The organism is Aureimonas ureilytica, assembly GCF_001475935.1.
Classification (GTDB): domain Bacteria; phylum Pseudomonadota; class Alphaproteobacteria; order Rhizobiales; family Rhizobiaceae; genus Aureimonas; species Aureimonas ureilytica_A.
This window is the reverse complement of record NZ_LDQA01000070.1, coordinates 39,337-54,329: the sequence shown is the minus strand read 5'-3', so window position 1 is coordinate 54,329 and position 14,993 is coordinate 39,337. Positions and strand designations below refer to the sequence as shown.

At 66.0% G+C, this 14,993-nt stretch carries 13 protein-coding genes; 6 read left to right on the top strand and 7 right to left on the bottom strand.

Translation table 11 applies throughout. The features are described from left to right. The first annotated feature begins 41 nt into the window (after window positions 1–41). The 3 genes from trxB (at window position 42) to chrA (ending at window position 3,584) form a co-directional block, all read left to right on the top strand. Window positions 42–1,019, top strand: a complete 978-nt coding sequence (gene trxB / locus NS365_RS21245) for a thioredoxin-disulfide reductase (protein ID WP_058602310.1) — start codon at window positions 42–44, stop codon at window positions 1,017–1,019. 33 nt (window positions 1,020–1,052) lie between these two features. Beyond that, window positions 1,053–1,949, top strand: coding sequence for a LysR family transcriptional regulator (locus NS365_RS21240; protein ID WP_058602293.1), 897 nt, complete (start codon window positions 1,053–1,055; stop codon window positions 1,947–1,949). Window positions 1,950–2,378: 429 nt separating this feature from the next. Then, the gene (gene chrA, locus NS365_RS21235; RefSeq protein ID WP_058602292.1) at window positions 2,379–3,584 is read left to right on the top strand and encodes a chromate efflux transporter; all 1,206 of its coding nucleotides are present in this window, start codon (window positions 2,379–2,381) and stop codon (window positions 3,582–3,584) included. 57 nt (window positions 3,585–3,641) lie between these two features. Here the strand turns inward: chrA and NS365_RS21230 are convergent, their stop codons facing one another. Then, window positions 3,642–4,847 carry a pyridoxal phosphate-dependent aminotransferase gene (locus tag NS365_RS21230; RefSeq protein WP_058602291.1) on the bottom strand — a complete coding sequence of 402 codons (1,206 nt, stop codon included), beginning with the start codon at window positions 4,845–4,847 and terminating at the stop codon, window positions 3,642–3,644. Window positions 4,848–5,057: 210 nt separating this feature from the next. Here NS365_RS21230 and NS365_RS21225 point away from each other — a divergent pair, with 210 nt between their 5' ends. Further along, window positions 5,058–5,675: a glutathione S-transferase family protein gene (locus tag NS365_RS21225; protein WP_058602290.1), complete on the top strand. Its 618-nt coding sequence runs from the start codon at window positions 5,058–5,060 to the stop codon at window positions 5,673–5,675. A gap of 65 nt (window positions 5,676–5,740) precedes the next feature. Here NS365_RS21225 and NS365_RS21220 read toward each other — a convergent pair whose 3' ends face one another. The 3 genes from NS365_RS21220 to NS365_RS21210 all read right to left on the bottom strand — a co-directional run bounded on the left by NS365_RS21220 (window position 5,741) and on the right by NS365_RS21210 (window position 8,214). After that, window positions 5,741–6,190 (bottom strand): PRC-barrel domain-containing protein, encoded by a 450-nt coding sequence (locus NS365_RS21220; RefSeq protein WP_058602289.1) that lies wholly within the window; start codon window positions 6,188–6,190, stop codon window positions 5,741–5,743. A 140-nt stretch (window positions 6,191–6,330) separates the two neighbouring features. Continuing rightward, on the bottom strand, window positions 6,331–6,867 hold the full coding sequence (locus tag NS365_RS21215; RefSeq protein ID WP_058602288.1) for a superoxide dismutase family protein: 537 nt from the start codon (window positions 6,865–6,867) through the stop codon (window positions 6,331–6,333). A 117-nt stretch (window positions 6,868–6,984) separates the two neighbouring features. Then, window positions 6,985–8,214, bottom strand: a complete 1,230-nt coding sequence (locus NS365_RS21210) for a DUF1176 domain-containing protein (protein WP_153003886.1) — start codon at window positions 8,212–8,214, stop codon at window positions 6,985–6,987. Between the two features lie 89 nt (window positions 8,215–8,303). Here NS365_RS21210 and NS365_RS21205 point away from each other — a divergent pair, with 89 nt between their 5' ends. Further along, entirely contained in the window at window positions 8,304–8,699 is a 396-nt protein-coding gene (locus tag NS365_RS21205) for an acyl-CoA thioesterase (RefSeq protein ID WP_058602286.1), read from the top strand. 666 nt (window positions 8,700–9,365) lie between these two features. Here NS365_RS21205 and NS365_RS21200 read toward each other — a convergent pair. The 3 genes from NS365_RS21200 to NS365_RS21190 all read right to left on the bottom strand — a co-directional run bounded on the left by NS365_RS21200 (window position 9,366) and on the right by NS365_RS21190 (window position 11,790). After that, window positions 9,366–10,019, bottom strand: coding sequence for a hypothetical protein (locus tag NS365_RS21200; RefSeq protein ID WP_058602285.1), 654 nt, complete (start codon window positions 10,017–10,019; stop codon window positions 9,366–9,368). A 115-nt stretch (window positions 10,020–10,134) separates the two neighbouring features. Further along, on the bottom strand, window positions 10,135–10,434 hold the full coding sequence (locus NS365_RS21195; RefSeq protein ID WP_343286851.1) for a DUF2164 domain-containing protein: 300 nt from the start codon (window positions 10,432–10,434) through the stop codon (window positions 10,135–10,137). Window positions 10,435–10,524: 90 nt separating this feature from the next. Then, window positions 10,525–11,790 carry an extensin family protein gene (locus NS365_RS21190; RefSeq protein ID WP_244498522.1) on the bottom strand — a complete coding sequence of 422 codons (1,266 nt, stop codon included), beginning with the start codon at window positions 11,788–11,790 and terminating at the stop codon, window positions 10,525–10,527. Between the two features lie 209 nt (window positions 11,791–11,999). Here NS365_RS21190 and uvrB point away from each other — a divergent pair, with 209 nt between their 5' ends. After that, the gene (gene uvrB / locus NS365_RS21185; protein ID WP_082684765.1) at window positions 12,000–14,990 is read left to right on the top strand and encodes an excinuclease ABC subunit UvrB; all 2,991 of its coding nucleotides are present in this window, start codon (window positions 12,000–12,002) and stop codon (window positions 14,988–14,990) included. Window positions 14,991–14,993: the final 3 nt, after the last annotated feature.

The window sequence follows — 14,993 nt, the reverse complement described above, 5'->3', positions numbered from 1 at the left end:
CCGGTCCCATGTCCGGCAAAAGCATCAATGCGGGTTTCGCCATGTCTGAGCGTTTTGCCGAAGTTCTCGTGATCGGCTCCGGACCGGCCGGCTATACGGCCGCCATCTACGCCGCGCGTGCCATGATGAAGCCGCTGCTCGTCGCCGGCCTGCAGGAAGGCGGGCAGCTCACCATCACCTCCGATGTCGAGAACTATCCCGGCTTCCGCGATCCGATCGGCGGCCCGTTCCTGATGGAAGAGATGAAGGCTCAGGCGCTGAATGTCGGCGCGGAGATGGCGTCCGATCTCATCGTGGAAGCCGATCTTTCGGTTCGCCCCTTCCGCTTCAAGGGCGACAGCGGCACGATCTATACGGCCAATGCCGTGATCATCGCGACGGGTGCGCAGGCGCGCTGGCTGGGTCTCGACTCCGAGGCTGCTTTCCAGGGCTTCGGCGTTTCGGCCTGCGCCACCTGCGACGGCTTCTTCTATCGCGGCAAGGATGTCGTGGTGGTCGGCGGCGGCAACACGGCGGTGGAGGAAGCGCTCTATCTCTCCCATATCGCCCGTTCCGTGACGGTGGTTCATCGCCGCTCCGAGTTCCGGGCCGAGCGCATCATGCAGAACCGGCTCTTCGCCAAGGAGAACGTGCGGGTCATCTGGAACAGCGAGGTCGATGAGATCCTCGGACAGAGCCAGCCGATGAAGTCGGTCACCGGCGTTCGTCTGCGCAACCGCGAAACGGGCGAGTTCCAGGAGATCGCGACGCACGGCGTGTTCGTCGCGATCGGCCATGCGCCCGCCACCGAGGTCTTCGGTGGCCAGCTGCGCCAGAAGGATGGCGGCTATCTCTGGGTCGAGCCCGGCACCACGAAGACGTCGGTCGAGGGCGTCTTCGCGGCCGGCGACGTGGCGGACGACGTCTATCGTCAGGCGGTCACGGCGGCGGGTCTCGGCTGCATGGCTGCGCTCGAAGCCGAGCGCTGGCTTGCGGCTCAGGCTCTGGACGCTGACGCCGCGCGGCAAGCGGCCGAATAAGACCGGAACGGAACAGGGAGCGAGGGGCGGACCATGGCGCTCGACTGGGACAAGCTGCGCATTTTCCACGCAGCGGCCGAAGCCGGGTCCTTCACCCATGCGGCCAATGCGCTGAATCTCAGCCAGTCCGCGATTTCGCGGCAGGTGGCGGCGCTGGAGCAGGAGATCGGCTCCCCCCTCTTCCACCGCCATGCGCGCGGCCTCGTTCTGTCAGAGCCGGGGGAGCTTCTCTATCAAACGGCCAGCGACGTTCTCAAACGGCTCGAGAACGTTCGGATGCAGCTCACCGAAACGCGCGAGAAGCCGACCGGCAAGCTGCGCGTGACGACCACGGTCGGCCTCGGCTCCGGCTGGCTGACCCAGCGCGCGCAGGAATTTCTCGAACTTTATCCCGATGTCGAGCTTCAACTCGTGTTCGACAACGAGGAAATCGACCTGACCATGCGCAAGGCCGACGCCGCGATCCGCCTGCGTCAACCGCAGCAGCCGGACCTCATCCAGCGCCGCCTCTTCACCGTGCATCTGCATGTCTATGCCGCGCCCGCCTATCTCTCCCGATACGGCACGCCCGAGACAGTGGACGATCTCGACCGTCACCGCATCATCACCTTCGGCGAACCCGCGCCCAACTACCTGCGCAATCTCAACGCGCTGGAAACGGCCGGCCTGCCCGAAGGCCAGATTCGGCCGGCTATTCTCCAGATCAACAATCTGATGGCGATGAAATCGGCCATCGAGCGTGGCATCGGCCTTGCCCTGCTGCCGGACTATATGATCGACAAGGACACCAAGCTCGTGCAGGTTCTGCCCGATCTCGATCTCGCCTCCTTCGATACGTATTTCTGCTATCCCGAACAGCTTCGCGATGCCGCCAAGCTGAAGGTTTTTCGCGACTTCCTGATCGGCAAGGCCAGAACCTGGTCCTATTGAAGGCTGGATCGCTTGCGGCAGACCGCCGCACAGTGCTATGCAGCGCCGAAGACTGCTTGGAAACGCGGCGCTACGCGACGAGATTCGAACCAGATTGCATCGTCGCTAGGCAACTCCGTCCAGCAAGGCATGGCAAGCTGATCAGAAGCTGAGAAGTTTCATGCATTGCCTGCATAGCAGGCATGTGCCTTTGCGTCTGGTGATACCCACAAAATCGATTTAATTTGAGTCTCAGTCGGACGGAAGAGAGCTTACCTCCTCCCGAGCTTTCTTCTCCGGCCGTTTCCTCCCAGGGATGCTCCAGGCATTCCAACTTCAGGCCGGGCTTTCGAGCTCGGCTTTTCTTTTAGGTACAATGGCCCACAGGCTGCGCGAAACCGACGAGCCGACTTGTCATCGGTTTGTCTTGCTGGTCTCCTAAACCGCAGCATGGTCGCGCTTCCCTCCGTCTCGCCCACCGCCGCAAAGCCAGCGGGAGCCCTCTGCGTCTTTCTTGTTTTGGGTCTCACCTCGTTTGGCGGCCCGATCGCGCATCTCGGCTACTTCCGGCAGGCCTTCGTCGAGCGGCGCAAGTGGATGGACGAAGCGAGCTATGCCGATCTCGTGGCGCTCTGCCAGTTCCTGCCCGGCCCGGCCTCCAGTCAGGTGGGCTTCGCCATCGGGTTTCAGCGTGCGGGCCTGCGCGGTGCGCTTGCCGCCTGGGCTGGCTTCACCCTGCCCTCCGCCCTTCTCATGTACGTCGTCGCGCTCGGTGCCGGACGCTTCGACACTGGCGCCGGCAGCGATCTCGTTCGATCGCTGAAGATCCTCGCCGTCGCTGTCGTGGCGCAGGCGGTCTGGGGCATGAGCCGGACGCTGACACCCGATCGCAAACGCGCCGCCATCGCACTCGTGGCGCTGACGCTGGTCGCCCTCGGCCCGACCGCGCTGGCGCAGGGTTTGTCGATCGCGGTCGGTGCGCTTCTGGGTCTCTTTTTCTGCCGCGGGCCAAGGGAACCGGTGTCCTCTCCGCTCCATGACACCCCGCCGGCGCGCCGGCGTCTCGCCTTTGCGGCCCTCGCGCTTTTTGCGGCATTGGTCTTCATTCTGCCCCTCCTCGCCCCGCTCGTGCCCTCGCCTGCGCTGCATCTCTTCGATGGGTTCCTACGCTCGGGAGCCTTCGTCTTCGGCGGCGGCCATGTGGTGCTGCCGCTCCTCGAAGCTGAGACGGTTCGGCCGGGCTTCGTCGGGGCCGATGCCTTCCTCGCGGGCTATGGCGCGGCTCAGCTGGTGCCTGGCCCGCTTTTCACCTTCGCCACCTATCTCGGCGCGCTCTCCCCCGCGCCGGGCGGCCTCGTCGGCGCGGCTCTGGCAACGCTCGCAATCTTCATGCCGGGCCTGCTCCTGGTGCTGGCGGCCCTGCCCTTCTGGGACGAGTTGCGGCAGCGCCCATCCGCGCGCGCCGCCCTGCGCGGAGCCAACGCTGCCGTGGTCGGCGTGCTCGCCGCCGCGCTCTACGATCCCGTCTGGACCCATGCCGTGACGAGCCCGCGCGACATGCTGCTCGCCGTCACCGGCTTCCTGCTGCTGGTCCTCTGGTCGCGCCCGCCCTGGCAGGTCGCCCTCGCGCTCATCGCGGCGGGCTTCATCGTATGAGCACGAAAAAGGCGGCTGGTTGCCCAGCCGCCTCGATCGATCCGCGCTTGGCCCGGATCAGCGCTTGAGCGAACCGCAGAAGCGCTGGATGCGGGTGCAGGCTTCCTCCAGCAGGGCGTCCGAGGTCGCGTAGCTCAGGCGGAAGTTGGGGCCAAGGCCGAAGGCTGTGCCGTGGACGACCGCGACGCCTTCCTGCTCCAGCAGAGCCGTGACGAAATCCTCGTCCGTCTCGATGCGCTTGCCCGCTTCGGTGGTGGAGCCGATCAGGCTGCGCACCGAAGGGTAGACATAGAACGCGCCCTCGGGCGACGGGCATTCGATGCCGCTCGCTTGGTTGAGCATGGACACCACGAGATCGCGGCGGCGCTCGAACATGGCGCGGTTCTTCGGGATGAAGTCCTGCGTGCCGTTCAACGCCTCGACGGCGGCCCATTGCGCGATCGAGCAGGCGCCCGAGGTCTGCTGACCCTGGATCATGTCCATCGCCTTGATGAGCTTCAGCGGGCCGCCGGCATAGCCGATGCGCCAGCCGGTCATGGCATAGGCCTTGGACACGCCGTTGATCGTGATCGTGCGCTCATAGAGCGCCGGCTCGACCTGCGCGGGCGTGGCGAAGGTGAAGTCGCCATAGACGAGATGCTCGTACATGTCGTCCGTCATGACCCAGACATGCTCGTGGCGCATGAGCACATCGGTCAGCGCCTTGAGCTCGGCATGGGTATAGGCCGCGCCTGTCGGGTTGGACGGCGAGTTGAACAGGAACCACTTCGTCTTCGGCGTGATGGCGCGTTCCAGCGCCTCGGCCGTCAGCTTGAAATTGTCGTCCTGCCGCGTCTCGACGACGACGGGCGTGCCGCCGCACAGCGACACCATCTCAGGATAGCTGACCCAGTACGGAGCGGGGATGATGACCTCGTCGCCGGGGTTCAGCGTCGCCATGAAGGCGTTGAAGAGAACGTGCTTGCCACCCGTCGAGACGATCGTCTGCTCGGGCTTGTAGTCGAGCCCGTTCTCGCGCTTGAACTTGGCCGAGATCGCCTCGCGCAGCTGCGGAATGCCGGAGATAGGCGTGTACTTGGTCTCGCCGCGCGCGATCGCCTCGACGGCCGCCTGCTTGATATTGTCGGGCGTGTCGAAGTCCGGCTCGCCGGCGCCGAGGCCGATGACGTCCCGCCCCTGCGCTTTCAGCTCACGCGCCTTCTGCGACACGGCAATGGTGGCGGACGGCTTCACGCGGTCCAGGGAAGCGGCGAGAAAACCCATGATCAGGCTCCGGGAAACGACATCGAATCTTCACTCGACTTTCGCCCGCGGCCGGCCGAGCGCGAAAATCGGCGGACCCTAGTCCCGCACCCGCCTCGGCGCAAGGCGAAGACCCATCAAGATCGCTGATGCCAGGCGCACAAAAAGGAATTGGCCGTTCGAGCCGCGCTTGGCTCCAATACGGGGAGATCAATAAGGAGATCTCCGGGAATGCTGACCGTCTATGGCATGAGCGACAGCGGCAATTGCTACAAGCCGCGCCTTCTTCTCTCGCTACTGGGTCGCCCGTTCCGCCATGTCGAGGTCTCGACGCGCGATGGCTCCACCCGCACGGAAGCGTTCCTGAAGCGCAACCCGGCCGGCCAATGTCCGCTTCTGGAACTGGAGGATGGCCGGCTCCTCGCCGAATCCAACGCCATTCTGACGTATCTCGCTGATGGCACGGACTTCCTCCCCACCGACCCGTTCGAGCGCGCCGAAACGCTGCGCTGGATGTTCTTCGAGCAGAACGCGCATGAGGTCAGCATCGCCGTCCGCCGCTCGCTGACGGTCTACCCGGAGCGCAAGAGCGCCGCGACGCCTGAGCGCATGGCGCTCACCGTCGAGAATGGAATGCGCGCCCTCGCCGTGATGGAACGACATCTGACGGCCGCGCCCTGGTTCGGACCGGGCCGCCCCAGCGTCGCCGACATCGCGCTCTATCCCTACACCGCCACGGCCGCCGATGGCGGCTTCTCGCTCGACGGCTTCCCCGCCGTTCGCAGCTGGCTGGCCAGTGTGGAAGCTCTGCCGGGTTTCCAGCCGGTCGGTTGGGCTCCCTCGCCCTGACGAAAAACGGCCTGCCCGAGGGAGGATCGGACAGGCCGCCAAAGGCTCAACTCACGCGTTCGATATCAATCGTCGCCGGGGACGATCTTGTCGAGGTCCACGGTCGGCGCGTTCTGGAGAATGTCGCGCGTCAGCGTCGGCGCGGTCACGCGCGTCTTGCTCCCGTCCATGGTCATCTGCAGGGCCGACCAGTTCACCAGAACGTCCTTCTCGCCGATGCCGAGGAAGCCGCCGACTTCGATCACGACGGCCTGAACCGTTCCGTCGGAACCGAGCACGAAATCCTCGATCTCGCCGATCTTCTCGTTATTCGCGCCGTAGACGTCCTTGCCTTCGAGCTTGTCGGCCAGGAAGCGGGCCGGCGCGGCGCCGGTGACGAATTCCGGAAGGACGATGATCACTTCGCTATTGGCAGCTCCGGTGGCGGCGGGAGCAGCGGTCGTCGTGGCCGTCTGCGCGAAAGCGGCGGAGCCGAGAAGCGTGGCGAAACCGGCGGCGAGAACGAGGGACTTCATACGCGGATCATTCCTTTTACAAAAGGCTCCGAAGACAAGAAACGCGCTTCGGATCACGGAGACAGAATGTCGCGACAAGGGATCGGTTCCCGGCCACGATCGCATTTCATGGCCAGGAACCGAACCGCACACTTCCGGCCTCAGGAGGCAGGGAAGACCACGCCGCAGGCCATGCGCGAGCCGGCATTGCCGGTCGGCTGCGAGTGATGATCGTCCGGCGCGCCGTGCACCATGATGGCCGTGCCGTCCGCATCCTTCAGCGGCGCGTCGCCATCCTCGAAGCGAACCATGGGGTTGAATTGCTGGAAGCGCGCGACACCACCCTGCACATAGATATTGGCCATGTCGCCCGCATGGGGTCCGCCCTCGACCTCGAACCCGTGCTGCTTGTTCGTCGGGTTATGATGGCCGCCAGCCGAGTCGAAATTGCCTTCGCAGAGGCCCTTCGCGTGGAAATGCAGGCCATATTCCCCGTCCTGCATTCCCGTCAGGTCGCCATCGACGATCACGCCGTTCGGCGTTTGCGTGATACGGATCGTGCCATGCGGCTGGCCGTCCGCACCGCGCATGGTCACGCCGATCGGCTCGCTCGTCGCGGCAGGCGCCGGGGTCTGCGCGAAGGCCGGAAGAGCGGCCGACAGGGCTATGGCGGTGGCGGAAAGAAGGAGGGCTTTCATCGGGTGTCTCCGGTCGGGGCGGCAAGCCGAGCCGGCTCCGCCATGCTGGGCCAACGCCACCTTGCCGGAGCCGTTCCCAGCCGATCGGCGTCCTCGCGCGAGCGTGAAGGCCGCCGCTCAGCGTTTGGAGTTCCGCAAGGGCCAGGTTTGGGGCCACCGGCTCATATCGTCCTGCCCGTTGCATTCGGATTGCTCCCGAGCGTCCACCAGCCGCAACTGGAGCGCTTCCGGATCGAGCTCATATTCGGCAGAGATGCCGCAATCTCCGATGCCACGCCCCTTCAGGAAAGTGATCAGCCGGTTCCCGTCCCAGCCCGCGTTCCAGATCGTCATCGTGGCCACCGGACCATCGGCGGCCATGGACACCACGGGGAACACGTCCGCCGAGTCCCCCTCCTGAAGATAGAGGCGGGACGGCTCATTGTACGCGCCGGGGCTCCCGCAGGCCAGAACGTAGAGACGCGCCTGATCGCCCATCGGCACGGAGAAACCCAGAATCGATGGCGGAAAGCCGTTGAAGTCCGAGCACTGCCCCGGGCCTTCGCTCCAAAGCCTGCGCACGCTGGCCGGCAGCGCGGCCGCATCGGTGATATCGCTCGCCAACAGGCTGGGCTTGGTCGGCGCCTTATCGCCCTTGTCGATCAGAGCATTGGGGGTGCCGGTTCGTTGCTGATCCTCGTCCATCTTGCGCAGGGCCGCCACCAGCCCGGACAGCGAGAATGTCGTGCTCTGCGTCTTGCCTGCCGGCGTCAGGCTGATCTCGACAGTCGAGGCGCGCTTGAGATCGGCCAGAAGATCACCGAGATCGGCGCTGACGGCTTGGCCTTCCTTGTCGGCATGAAAGGCGCTCGCCGGCAGCTCCCGGCTCGCGCCATCGTCGAAGCGCAGCGTTACCTGGCCGGACAACGGAGCGGCCTCGCGCAACCCGATCGCAAGCTTCGGCACGTCCGCCGCGCCAGATCCCCGCCGAATCCCCAGGGTGATGAGCGGGGCGTTCCCTTTCGAAAAGGTGGAAGCGTCGCAGTCGAGTCCTGACGTGCAGGTCAACGACCAGTCGCGATAGATGCCGCCCGTGGCGGCCAGCGCTCCGGTTGCAGCAAGCCCAGTCAAGGCGATGGCCATTCGTGTCACGCGCAATTTCCGTCCTCCCATTCGCCCGCCCACAAGGCCCTGTCTGACCCGCAAGCCTTTGGCGATCTCGCAACCATTCTCGCCGACCGGCGAAGCCTGCTTCGACGGGGTTCGCCGGCTAAGGGCCTGTGCGAAAGATAGTCGATCCCGCGCGGACATCACAACGTATGCGCGCTGTTTCGCCAGCCGATCGTGGCGTATTTTGGCATGGACCACCCGGCAGGCGTTCGCATCGCGGGATCGCGCTTGCGCCGCCGGGTCGTCTCGCGCACACCTGCGGCAGGTTCAATCTCCAAGGCGCCAGCATGATCGAAGACGAAGAGCATCCGAGCGGCGAACTCACGGTGCGCATTCTGGCCATGCCGGCCGACCGCAATGCGGCCGGCGATATTTTCGGCGGCTGGGTGATGTCGCAGATGGATCTGGCCGCCGGCATTCGCGGGGCCGAGCGCGCGCAGGGGCGGGTCGCCACGGTTGCCGTCGAGACGCTGGCATTCCGCCGCCCTGTGAAGGTGGGGGACACGCTCTGCGTTTATTCTTCCATCGAGAAGGTCGGGCGCACGTCGATCCGCTTGAAGATCGAGGCTTGGGCGCGCCGCTACCTCACCTCCGAACGCGTGAAGGTGACGGAGGGCGTCTTCGTCATGGTGGCGCTGGATGAAGACGGCAGGCCGACGCCCGTTCCGGTTTCGGACGACTGAAGGCCTTCTACCCGCCGCGAAACGCGCCACGGTCGCGCTTCACTTCGGCAAAGGACCGGCATCGAACCGGAAACGGCGGTTTCTTCACGCTGCCCTATAGACGGTGACAGCGCGGTGCCGTCGATCGCTCAATGAGGGAATCAAGATCGATGCTCAGCAATCGCATCTCCGGAAGGCTACTCCTGATGATCGCCATTTCGTCTGTCGGCACGTTGGCAATCGAAGCCAGGGCGCAGGAAGCTGGCGAAAAGATTCCGGTGCCAGCCGAAACACAGACCAGCAAGAGTGATGCCCCAAAGGGTTCACTGAGAACGAGCAAGGCCCCTACGAAACAATGCGGCACATCCGGGACGGACGGGCGTGATGGTCAGGACGGAAAAGGGGTTAGCGGAGGAAAAGGTGGCAAGGGCGGCAAGGGCGGTTCTGGCTCCTGCCCTGATCGATAAGGAAGCCGGGGATCGTGCCCCTCACCTCCGATGAGCGTGAGATAGGCAGACGCGCCACTCGAACCTGTCCCGGCCGTGTTTCAGAGGCCCCGCTCGTTGTGAGGTTTGCGCCTTCTATCGAAACGCTGCCTCCGCCGGCCTCACGATCCTTCCGGTGTCAGACCCGGATCAAGCCATGGAGCCGGGCGATCATCTCGCCCGGCCCCTATCCTTCGACGTCTCAGTTCGCCGGCGGCGGCGGTGTCGCGCCGGCCGGAGCCGGACGATCGCCAGCTGGCGGCGGCGGAGGCGGTGCGTCGCCGTTCACGAGGCTGGGCGGCGGAGGCGGAACGCGGGTGCCGGCGTCCTCGACCTTCTTGGTGAAGGCGTCGAGGATGGGCTTTGCGGCCGCCATGCAGTCCGCCAGATCCTCGTCGCCACAGGTCACGCGAAGCGTCTGGCCTGGGCCCATATTGATTTCGAAGCCGGCGCGGGCGGGCATGGGCGGGCCATGACGGCCGTCCGGGCCGCCGCGTTCGCCGCGCGGACCCTTTTCACGATCGCGGTCCCGGTCGCGCTTCTCCCGATCCTTGTCCTTGCCCTTGTGGTCGCGATCCTTGTCGTCCCGATCCCGGTAGAGATCGCGCATGTCGCGATCGCGGTCGCCCGCCTCGTCATCGCCGTCATTGGTCCGCGCCCAACGATCGCCATGGCGCATGTCGCGTGAGCGGTCGATGTCGCTCCGGTCGCGATAGGGGGGCAGGTCGTCGTCCGGGCGCACGTCCCGTTCGTATCGTCCGCCGCGATCCTCGCGGTCGGGGCCGTCTTCCTGCGCGTGCGCCAGAGGCGACGCGGCCGCAAGAAGCACGGCGGCCAATGTCAAGGGTTTCAGCATGGCTGGTTCCTTATCTCCGTGCGGATCGGGTTCCGCGCGCCTTCAACGCGTGATGGGCCAAAGCGTTGCTGCGCTTCGAGATCAGCTGACTCCGATTGTCGTGAAGACCGCCCATTCAGCGCCGCCCGGTCGGCTGCTCCAGGCCGAAAATTTCGTCGCTCACGTCGTCGATTTTCCTGCGCACCAGCGCCTGTGCATCGTGCAGCCCGGCATTGTAGAAGTACCCGCCCATCTTCTCGGCGAAAAACCGCATCAGCATCTCCGCCGGAATGGCACCGATCGATTGGTCCAGTTCCTCGCGAAAATAGTCCTGAATGTCGGCGACGATCGCCCTGGTCTCGTCGCGATTGAACTGGATTGGCTTCATAGGGTCCTCCCAAGAGTTCAGCGACAGCTCATACACCGAGCCGTCCAATCCTGGACCGGGGCGCTGAAGCCATTTTGCCCAGCCTCGACGGACAGTCGCATATCAACCCGCATGGGCCGCCGTGCTTGCGGCTCGCACTCACTTGCAGATGGGCCGCAGCCGCGCCTTCACGTCGAGATGAAGATGGTCGGCATGGGCGCGGTTGTATCCCGGCCCCAGAACCGTGCCGAAATAGCGGCAGCTGCCCTGGCGGATCGCGGCTTGAAACGCCTTCTCGCGGAACGAGAACATGCCCTTACGGCTGACGCGCATGGTGGAGCCGTCGCTGAAGCGGAAGCCGCCGACATCGAGCGCATTGCCGCTGGCATGTTCCGAGATCGTGCGCGAACCTGCAATGCGCGAGCAGCGGTAGGACGACATGTTGATCAGTGCCGTGGGCTTCTTCCAGAGCTTCCAGCGCGCGGCAGGCTTCACGTCCTTGTCGAGCCAGCGGGCCACGCGCAACGCCGCCTCGCAATTCATCGTCGCGGCCGGCGTCATGGCGATGCCTTTGACCGCCTCGGTCACGCGCACCGGATTGGGAATGCCGCAGGACCGGCTCGTCTCGATCGGCGAAACGTCGGTGAAGCGCACGCCGAGCTTGCGCAGCTCGCGCCGGCACATGGCCTCGTCGCTGGCGAGCGGTCGGTATCCGGGGGGCGTTTCGCGCTCCAACGCACCGCGCGGCGGGCGCGCAATGGAGGGCGGCGGAACGCGCGCTGACAGCGAGGCGTAGGAGGGCAGCGGCGTTCGCGCGGGTGGCGGCTTGCGGGCGGGTGCCGGGCTTGCCTCTGGCTCGGCTTCGATCTCCGGCGGCTCGGCCTCGGTCAGCCCTTCCCACGGGTCGAACTCCGCCTCGGGCCGCGCGCCGTAGGAGCCGCCAATGCCCGGCATCGCATCGGGCAGCGACGCTTCTTCGATCATGCGGCGGATCGGATCGTCGCGGGTGCTCGCGGGGCTGACGAGGCTGGTGGAGGCATCGCGCACGGGATAGGTGCGGCCGTAATCGCCGGGGCCGCGCTCATGCTCGGGCACGGGCTCGGCGGCCGGCTCGGCCGGCTCGAGCGCGGCAGCCACAGGCGGCGGCGCGGGTTTGGCCGAGCGGGTCGTCCGTTTGCGCGGCGGCGGATCGCCGAAGGCGGGACTGGGAACATATCCGCCCTCGGCCGGCGCGGCACCGCCCCAGACGAGGCGGCCGCCCGTGCGCGCATCGCGCGCCGTCGGCATGTGTGAAGGCTCTGGCGCGGAGACCGGCGGCATGGGAAAACCGGAGTCGAGCGCCTCGGCCAGATCATCGGCGCTCGCCGTCGCATACACGGCAACGGCGAGCGTGACGATGCGCCAACCCGTCTTACGCAGAACCATCGGGGCGGCCTTTACATCCTCCGCGAAACTCGAGCGGACAGGAGCAGGATGAGATAATTTGGTAAGCGAATGATGAACGCGGAATCGCGAATGCGTGAGATTCCGAACCACCCTTTTGTCGCACCCCGTCTCAAACGCCCGCCGGAGCGTTTCGCGGAGATGGTTCGTTCCCCCTTTATTCTGCCGCAGCGCGAGGCCATATTCGCCCCATGCCCGATCCCAAGAAGCCCCGCCGCTCCCCCATTCTCGACTATGCCGACGCGTCGGAGCGCCTGCATCCGGGCTTCGGCGAAAGCCCGCAGCCGGAGCTGACCGGCACGCCGCTCTCCGGCCCCCTGTCCGGCTGGGCCGACGAGATCGCGCAGAACCTCGAGGAGGAGGCGCAGCGCAAGGCTGCGCAGAAGCCGGCGAAGGCGAAGAAGCCCTCCGCGCCCGTTGATGCCCCGAAGACCAAGCCGTCCAAGGCCGGCGCATCCAAGACCGCGCGCGGCACCTCCATGGGCGTCGCGGCGACGCCGGCTGAGCGAGCGCGCGCGGGGCTCAACCCCGTGGCGGGCCTCGATGTCAGCCTGGAGGACGCCGCCGCCCTGCCTGAAAGCGGCGTGACGGCCACCGTGCAGGCGCTGCAGGACCTCATCACCTCCGGCAACCCGCTGCACAAGAACGGCGAGCTGTGGATTCCCCACCGCCCCGCCCGCCCGCAGAAGTCGGAGGGCGGCCACGCCTTCCGCATCGCCTCCGACTACACCCCGGCGGGCGACCAGCCGACCGCGATCGCCGACCTCGTGTCGGGCGTGTCGGACGGCGACATGACGCAGGTGCTGCTCGGCGTCACCGGCTCGGGCAAGACCTTCACGGTGGCCAACGTCATCGAAAAGACGCAGCGCCCCGCGCTGATCCTCGCGCCCAACAAGACGCTGGCGGCCCAGCTCTATGGCGAGTTCAAGAACTTCTTCCCGGACAACGCGGTCGAGTATTTCGTTTCCTACTACGATTATTACCAGCCGGAAGCCTACGTCCCGCGCTCCGACACGTTCATCGAGAAGGAATCCTCGATCAACGAGCAGATCGACCGGATGCGCCACGCCGCCACCCGCGCGCTTCTGGAGCGTGACGACGTGATCATCGTCGCCTCCGTCTCCTGCATCTACGGTATCGGCTCGGTCGAGACCTACACGGCCATGACCTTCCAGATGTCGATCGGGGACCGGCTGGACCAGCGCCAGCTCCTCGCCGATCTCGTCGCCCAGCAATACAAGCGCCGCGACATGGATTTCACGCGCGGCTCCTTCCGCGTGCGGGGCGACACGATCGAAATCTTCCCGGCCCACCTGGAGGATCGCGCCTGGCGCATCTCGCTCTTCGGGGACGAGATCGAGGCGATCCACGAGTTCGACCCGCTGACGGGCTCCAAGACCGACGATCTCAAGTCGGTGAAGATCTACGCCAATTCGCACTATGTGACGCCGCGCCCGACGCTGCAGCAGGCCGTGAAGTCGATCAAGGAGGAGCTGCGCCTTCGCCTGATCGAGCTGAACAAGGCCGGCCGCCTTCTGGAGGCGCAGCGGCTGGAGCAGCGCGTCACCTTCGACATCGAGATGATCGAGGCGACCGGCGCCTGCAACGGCATCGAGAACTATTCGCGGTATCTCACCGGCCGCCAGCCCGGCCACCCGCCGCCGACCCTGTTCGAATACCTGCCCGACAACGCGCTCGTCTTCATCGACGAAAGCCATGTCACCATTCCGCAGATCGGCGCGATGTACCGGGGCGACTTCCGTCGCAAGGCGACGCTGGCCGAATACGGCTTCCGCCTGCCCTCCTGCATGGACAATCGCCCGCTCCGCTTCGAGGAGTGGAACGCCATGCGCCCGCCCACCGTCGCCGTCTCGGCCACGCCCGGCTCGTGGGAGCTGGAGCAGTCCGGCGGCGTCTTCGCCGAGCAGGTCATCCGCCCGACCGGCCTCACAGATCCCCCGATCGACATTCGCCCCGCCCGCTCACAGGTGGACGATCTCCTGGGCGAAATCCGCGAGGTCACCGCCAACGGCTACCGCGTGCTCTGCACCGTGCTCACCAAGCGCATGGCCGAGGACCTCACCGAATATCTGCACGAGCAGGGCATCCGCGTGCGCTACATGCACTCGGACATCGACACGCTGGAGCGCATCGAGATCATCCGCGATCTGCGCCTCGGCGCGTTCGACGTTCTGGTCGGCATCAACCTCCTGCGCGAGGGTCTCGACATTCCCGAATGCGGTCTCGTCGCCATTCTGGATGCGGACAAGGAAGGCTTCCTGCGTTCGGAAACCTCGCTGATCCAGACGATCGGCCGCGCCGCGCGCAATGTGGACGGCCGCGTCATCCTCTATGCCGACCGCACCACCGGCTCGATGGAGCGCGCCATCGCCGAGACCAACCGCCGCCGCGACAAGCAGGAGGCCTATAACCGCGAGCACGGCATCACGCCGGAATCGGTCAAGGCCAAGATCGCGGACATTCTGGACAGCTATTACGAAAAGGATTCCGTGCGCGTCGGCGCCGGCCCCACCGCCAAGGAAGGCGCGCTGGTCGGCAACAATCTCAAGAGCCATCTGGAGCATCTCGAAAAGGAGATGCGCCACGCCGCCGCCGATCTCGACTTCGAAAAAGCCGCGCGCCTGCGCGACGAGATCAAGCGCCTTCAGGCGACCGAACTCGCCGTCGCGGACGATCCCATGGCCCGCGAGGTGGACACGGCGCTTTATGGCGGCGGCGAGCCCTCACGCGGCAAGCGCCCCGCGCGCGGCAAGGGGGCCAACCACCAGAACCCGCGCTTCGGGCCGAACGGCGAGCCCCTCGCCGCGCGCATCAAGGGCGACCATGAGAGCGTGAAGGCCCTCCGCCCGAAGGATGCGGACGACACACGTGCCGACGAAAGCCATTCCTATTTCCAGCGCCCGACGCTGGACGACATGGGACCGGGCACCGACACGCCGACGCCCAACCGCACGCTCTTCCGCAAGAACTCGCTGGACGAGATGACGGTTGGCCGCACGGAAAAGCCCAAGCACGACGGCCCCCTCCCCGCGCGCCCGAGCGCCGGCGAGGACGCCAAGGCGATCCGTCGCGAGAAGATCGGCGTGGGGAGTTACGAGGATGCGGGGGACGAGAAGCGCAGAAAGCGCCGGCCGGGGAAGACGGGGCGGCCGGGGCGGTAGTTT

What these genes read in the sequence shown, in the direction of transcription:
- NS365_RS21230 (WP_058602291.1), bottom strand. Translation starts at nt 4,847, where the DNA reads ATGGGTTTTCTCGCCGCTTCCCTGGACCGCGTGAAGCCGTCCGCCACC.
- NS365_RS21225 (WP_058602290.1), top strand. Translation starts at nt 5,058, where the DNA reads ATGCTGACCGTCTATGGCATGAGCGACAGCGGCAATTGCTACAAGCCG.
- NS365_RS21190 (WP_244498522.1), bottom strand. Translation starts at nt 11,790, where the DNA reads ATGGTTCTGCGTAAGACGGGTTGGCGCATCGTCACGCTCGCCGTTGCC.
- NS365_RS21205 (WP_058602286.1), top strand. Translation starts at nt 8,304, where the DNA reads ATGATCGAAGACGAAGAGCATCCGAGCGGCGAACTCACGGTGCGCATT.
- NS365_RS21215 (WP_058602288.1), bottom strand. Translation starts at nt 6,867, where the DNA reads ATGAAAGCCCTCCTTCTTTCCGCCACCGCCATAGCCCTGTCGGCCGCT.
- chrA (WP_058602292.1), top strand. Translation starts at nt 2,379, where the DNA reads ATGGTCGCGCTTCCCTCCGTCTCGCCCACCGCCGCAAAGCCAGCGGGA.
- NS365_RS21200 (WP_058602285.1), bottom strand. Translation starts at nt 10,019, where the DNA reads ATGCTGAAACCCTTGACATTGGCCGCCGTGCTTCTTGCGGCCGCGTCG.
- NS365_RS21240 (WP_058602293.1), top strand. Translation starts at nt 1,053, where the DNA reads ATGGCGCTCGACTGGGACAAGCTGCGCATTTTCCACGCAGCGGCCGAA.
- NS365_RS21220 (WP_058602289.1), bottom strand. Translation starts at nt 6,190, where the DNA reads ATGAAGTCCCTCGTTCTCGCCGCCGGTTTCGCCACGCTTCTCGGCTCC.
- trxB (WP_058602310.1), top strand. Translation starts at nt 42, where the DNA reads ATGTCTGAGCGTTTTGCCGAAGTTCTCGTGATCGGCTCCGGACCGGCC.
- uvrB (WP_082684765.1), top strand. Translation starts at nt 12,000, where the DNA reads ATGCCCGATCCCAAGAAGCCCCGCCGCTCCCCCATTCTCGACTATGCC.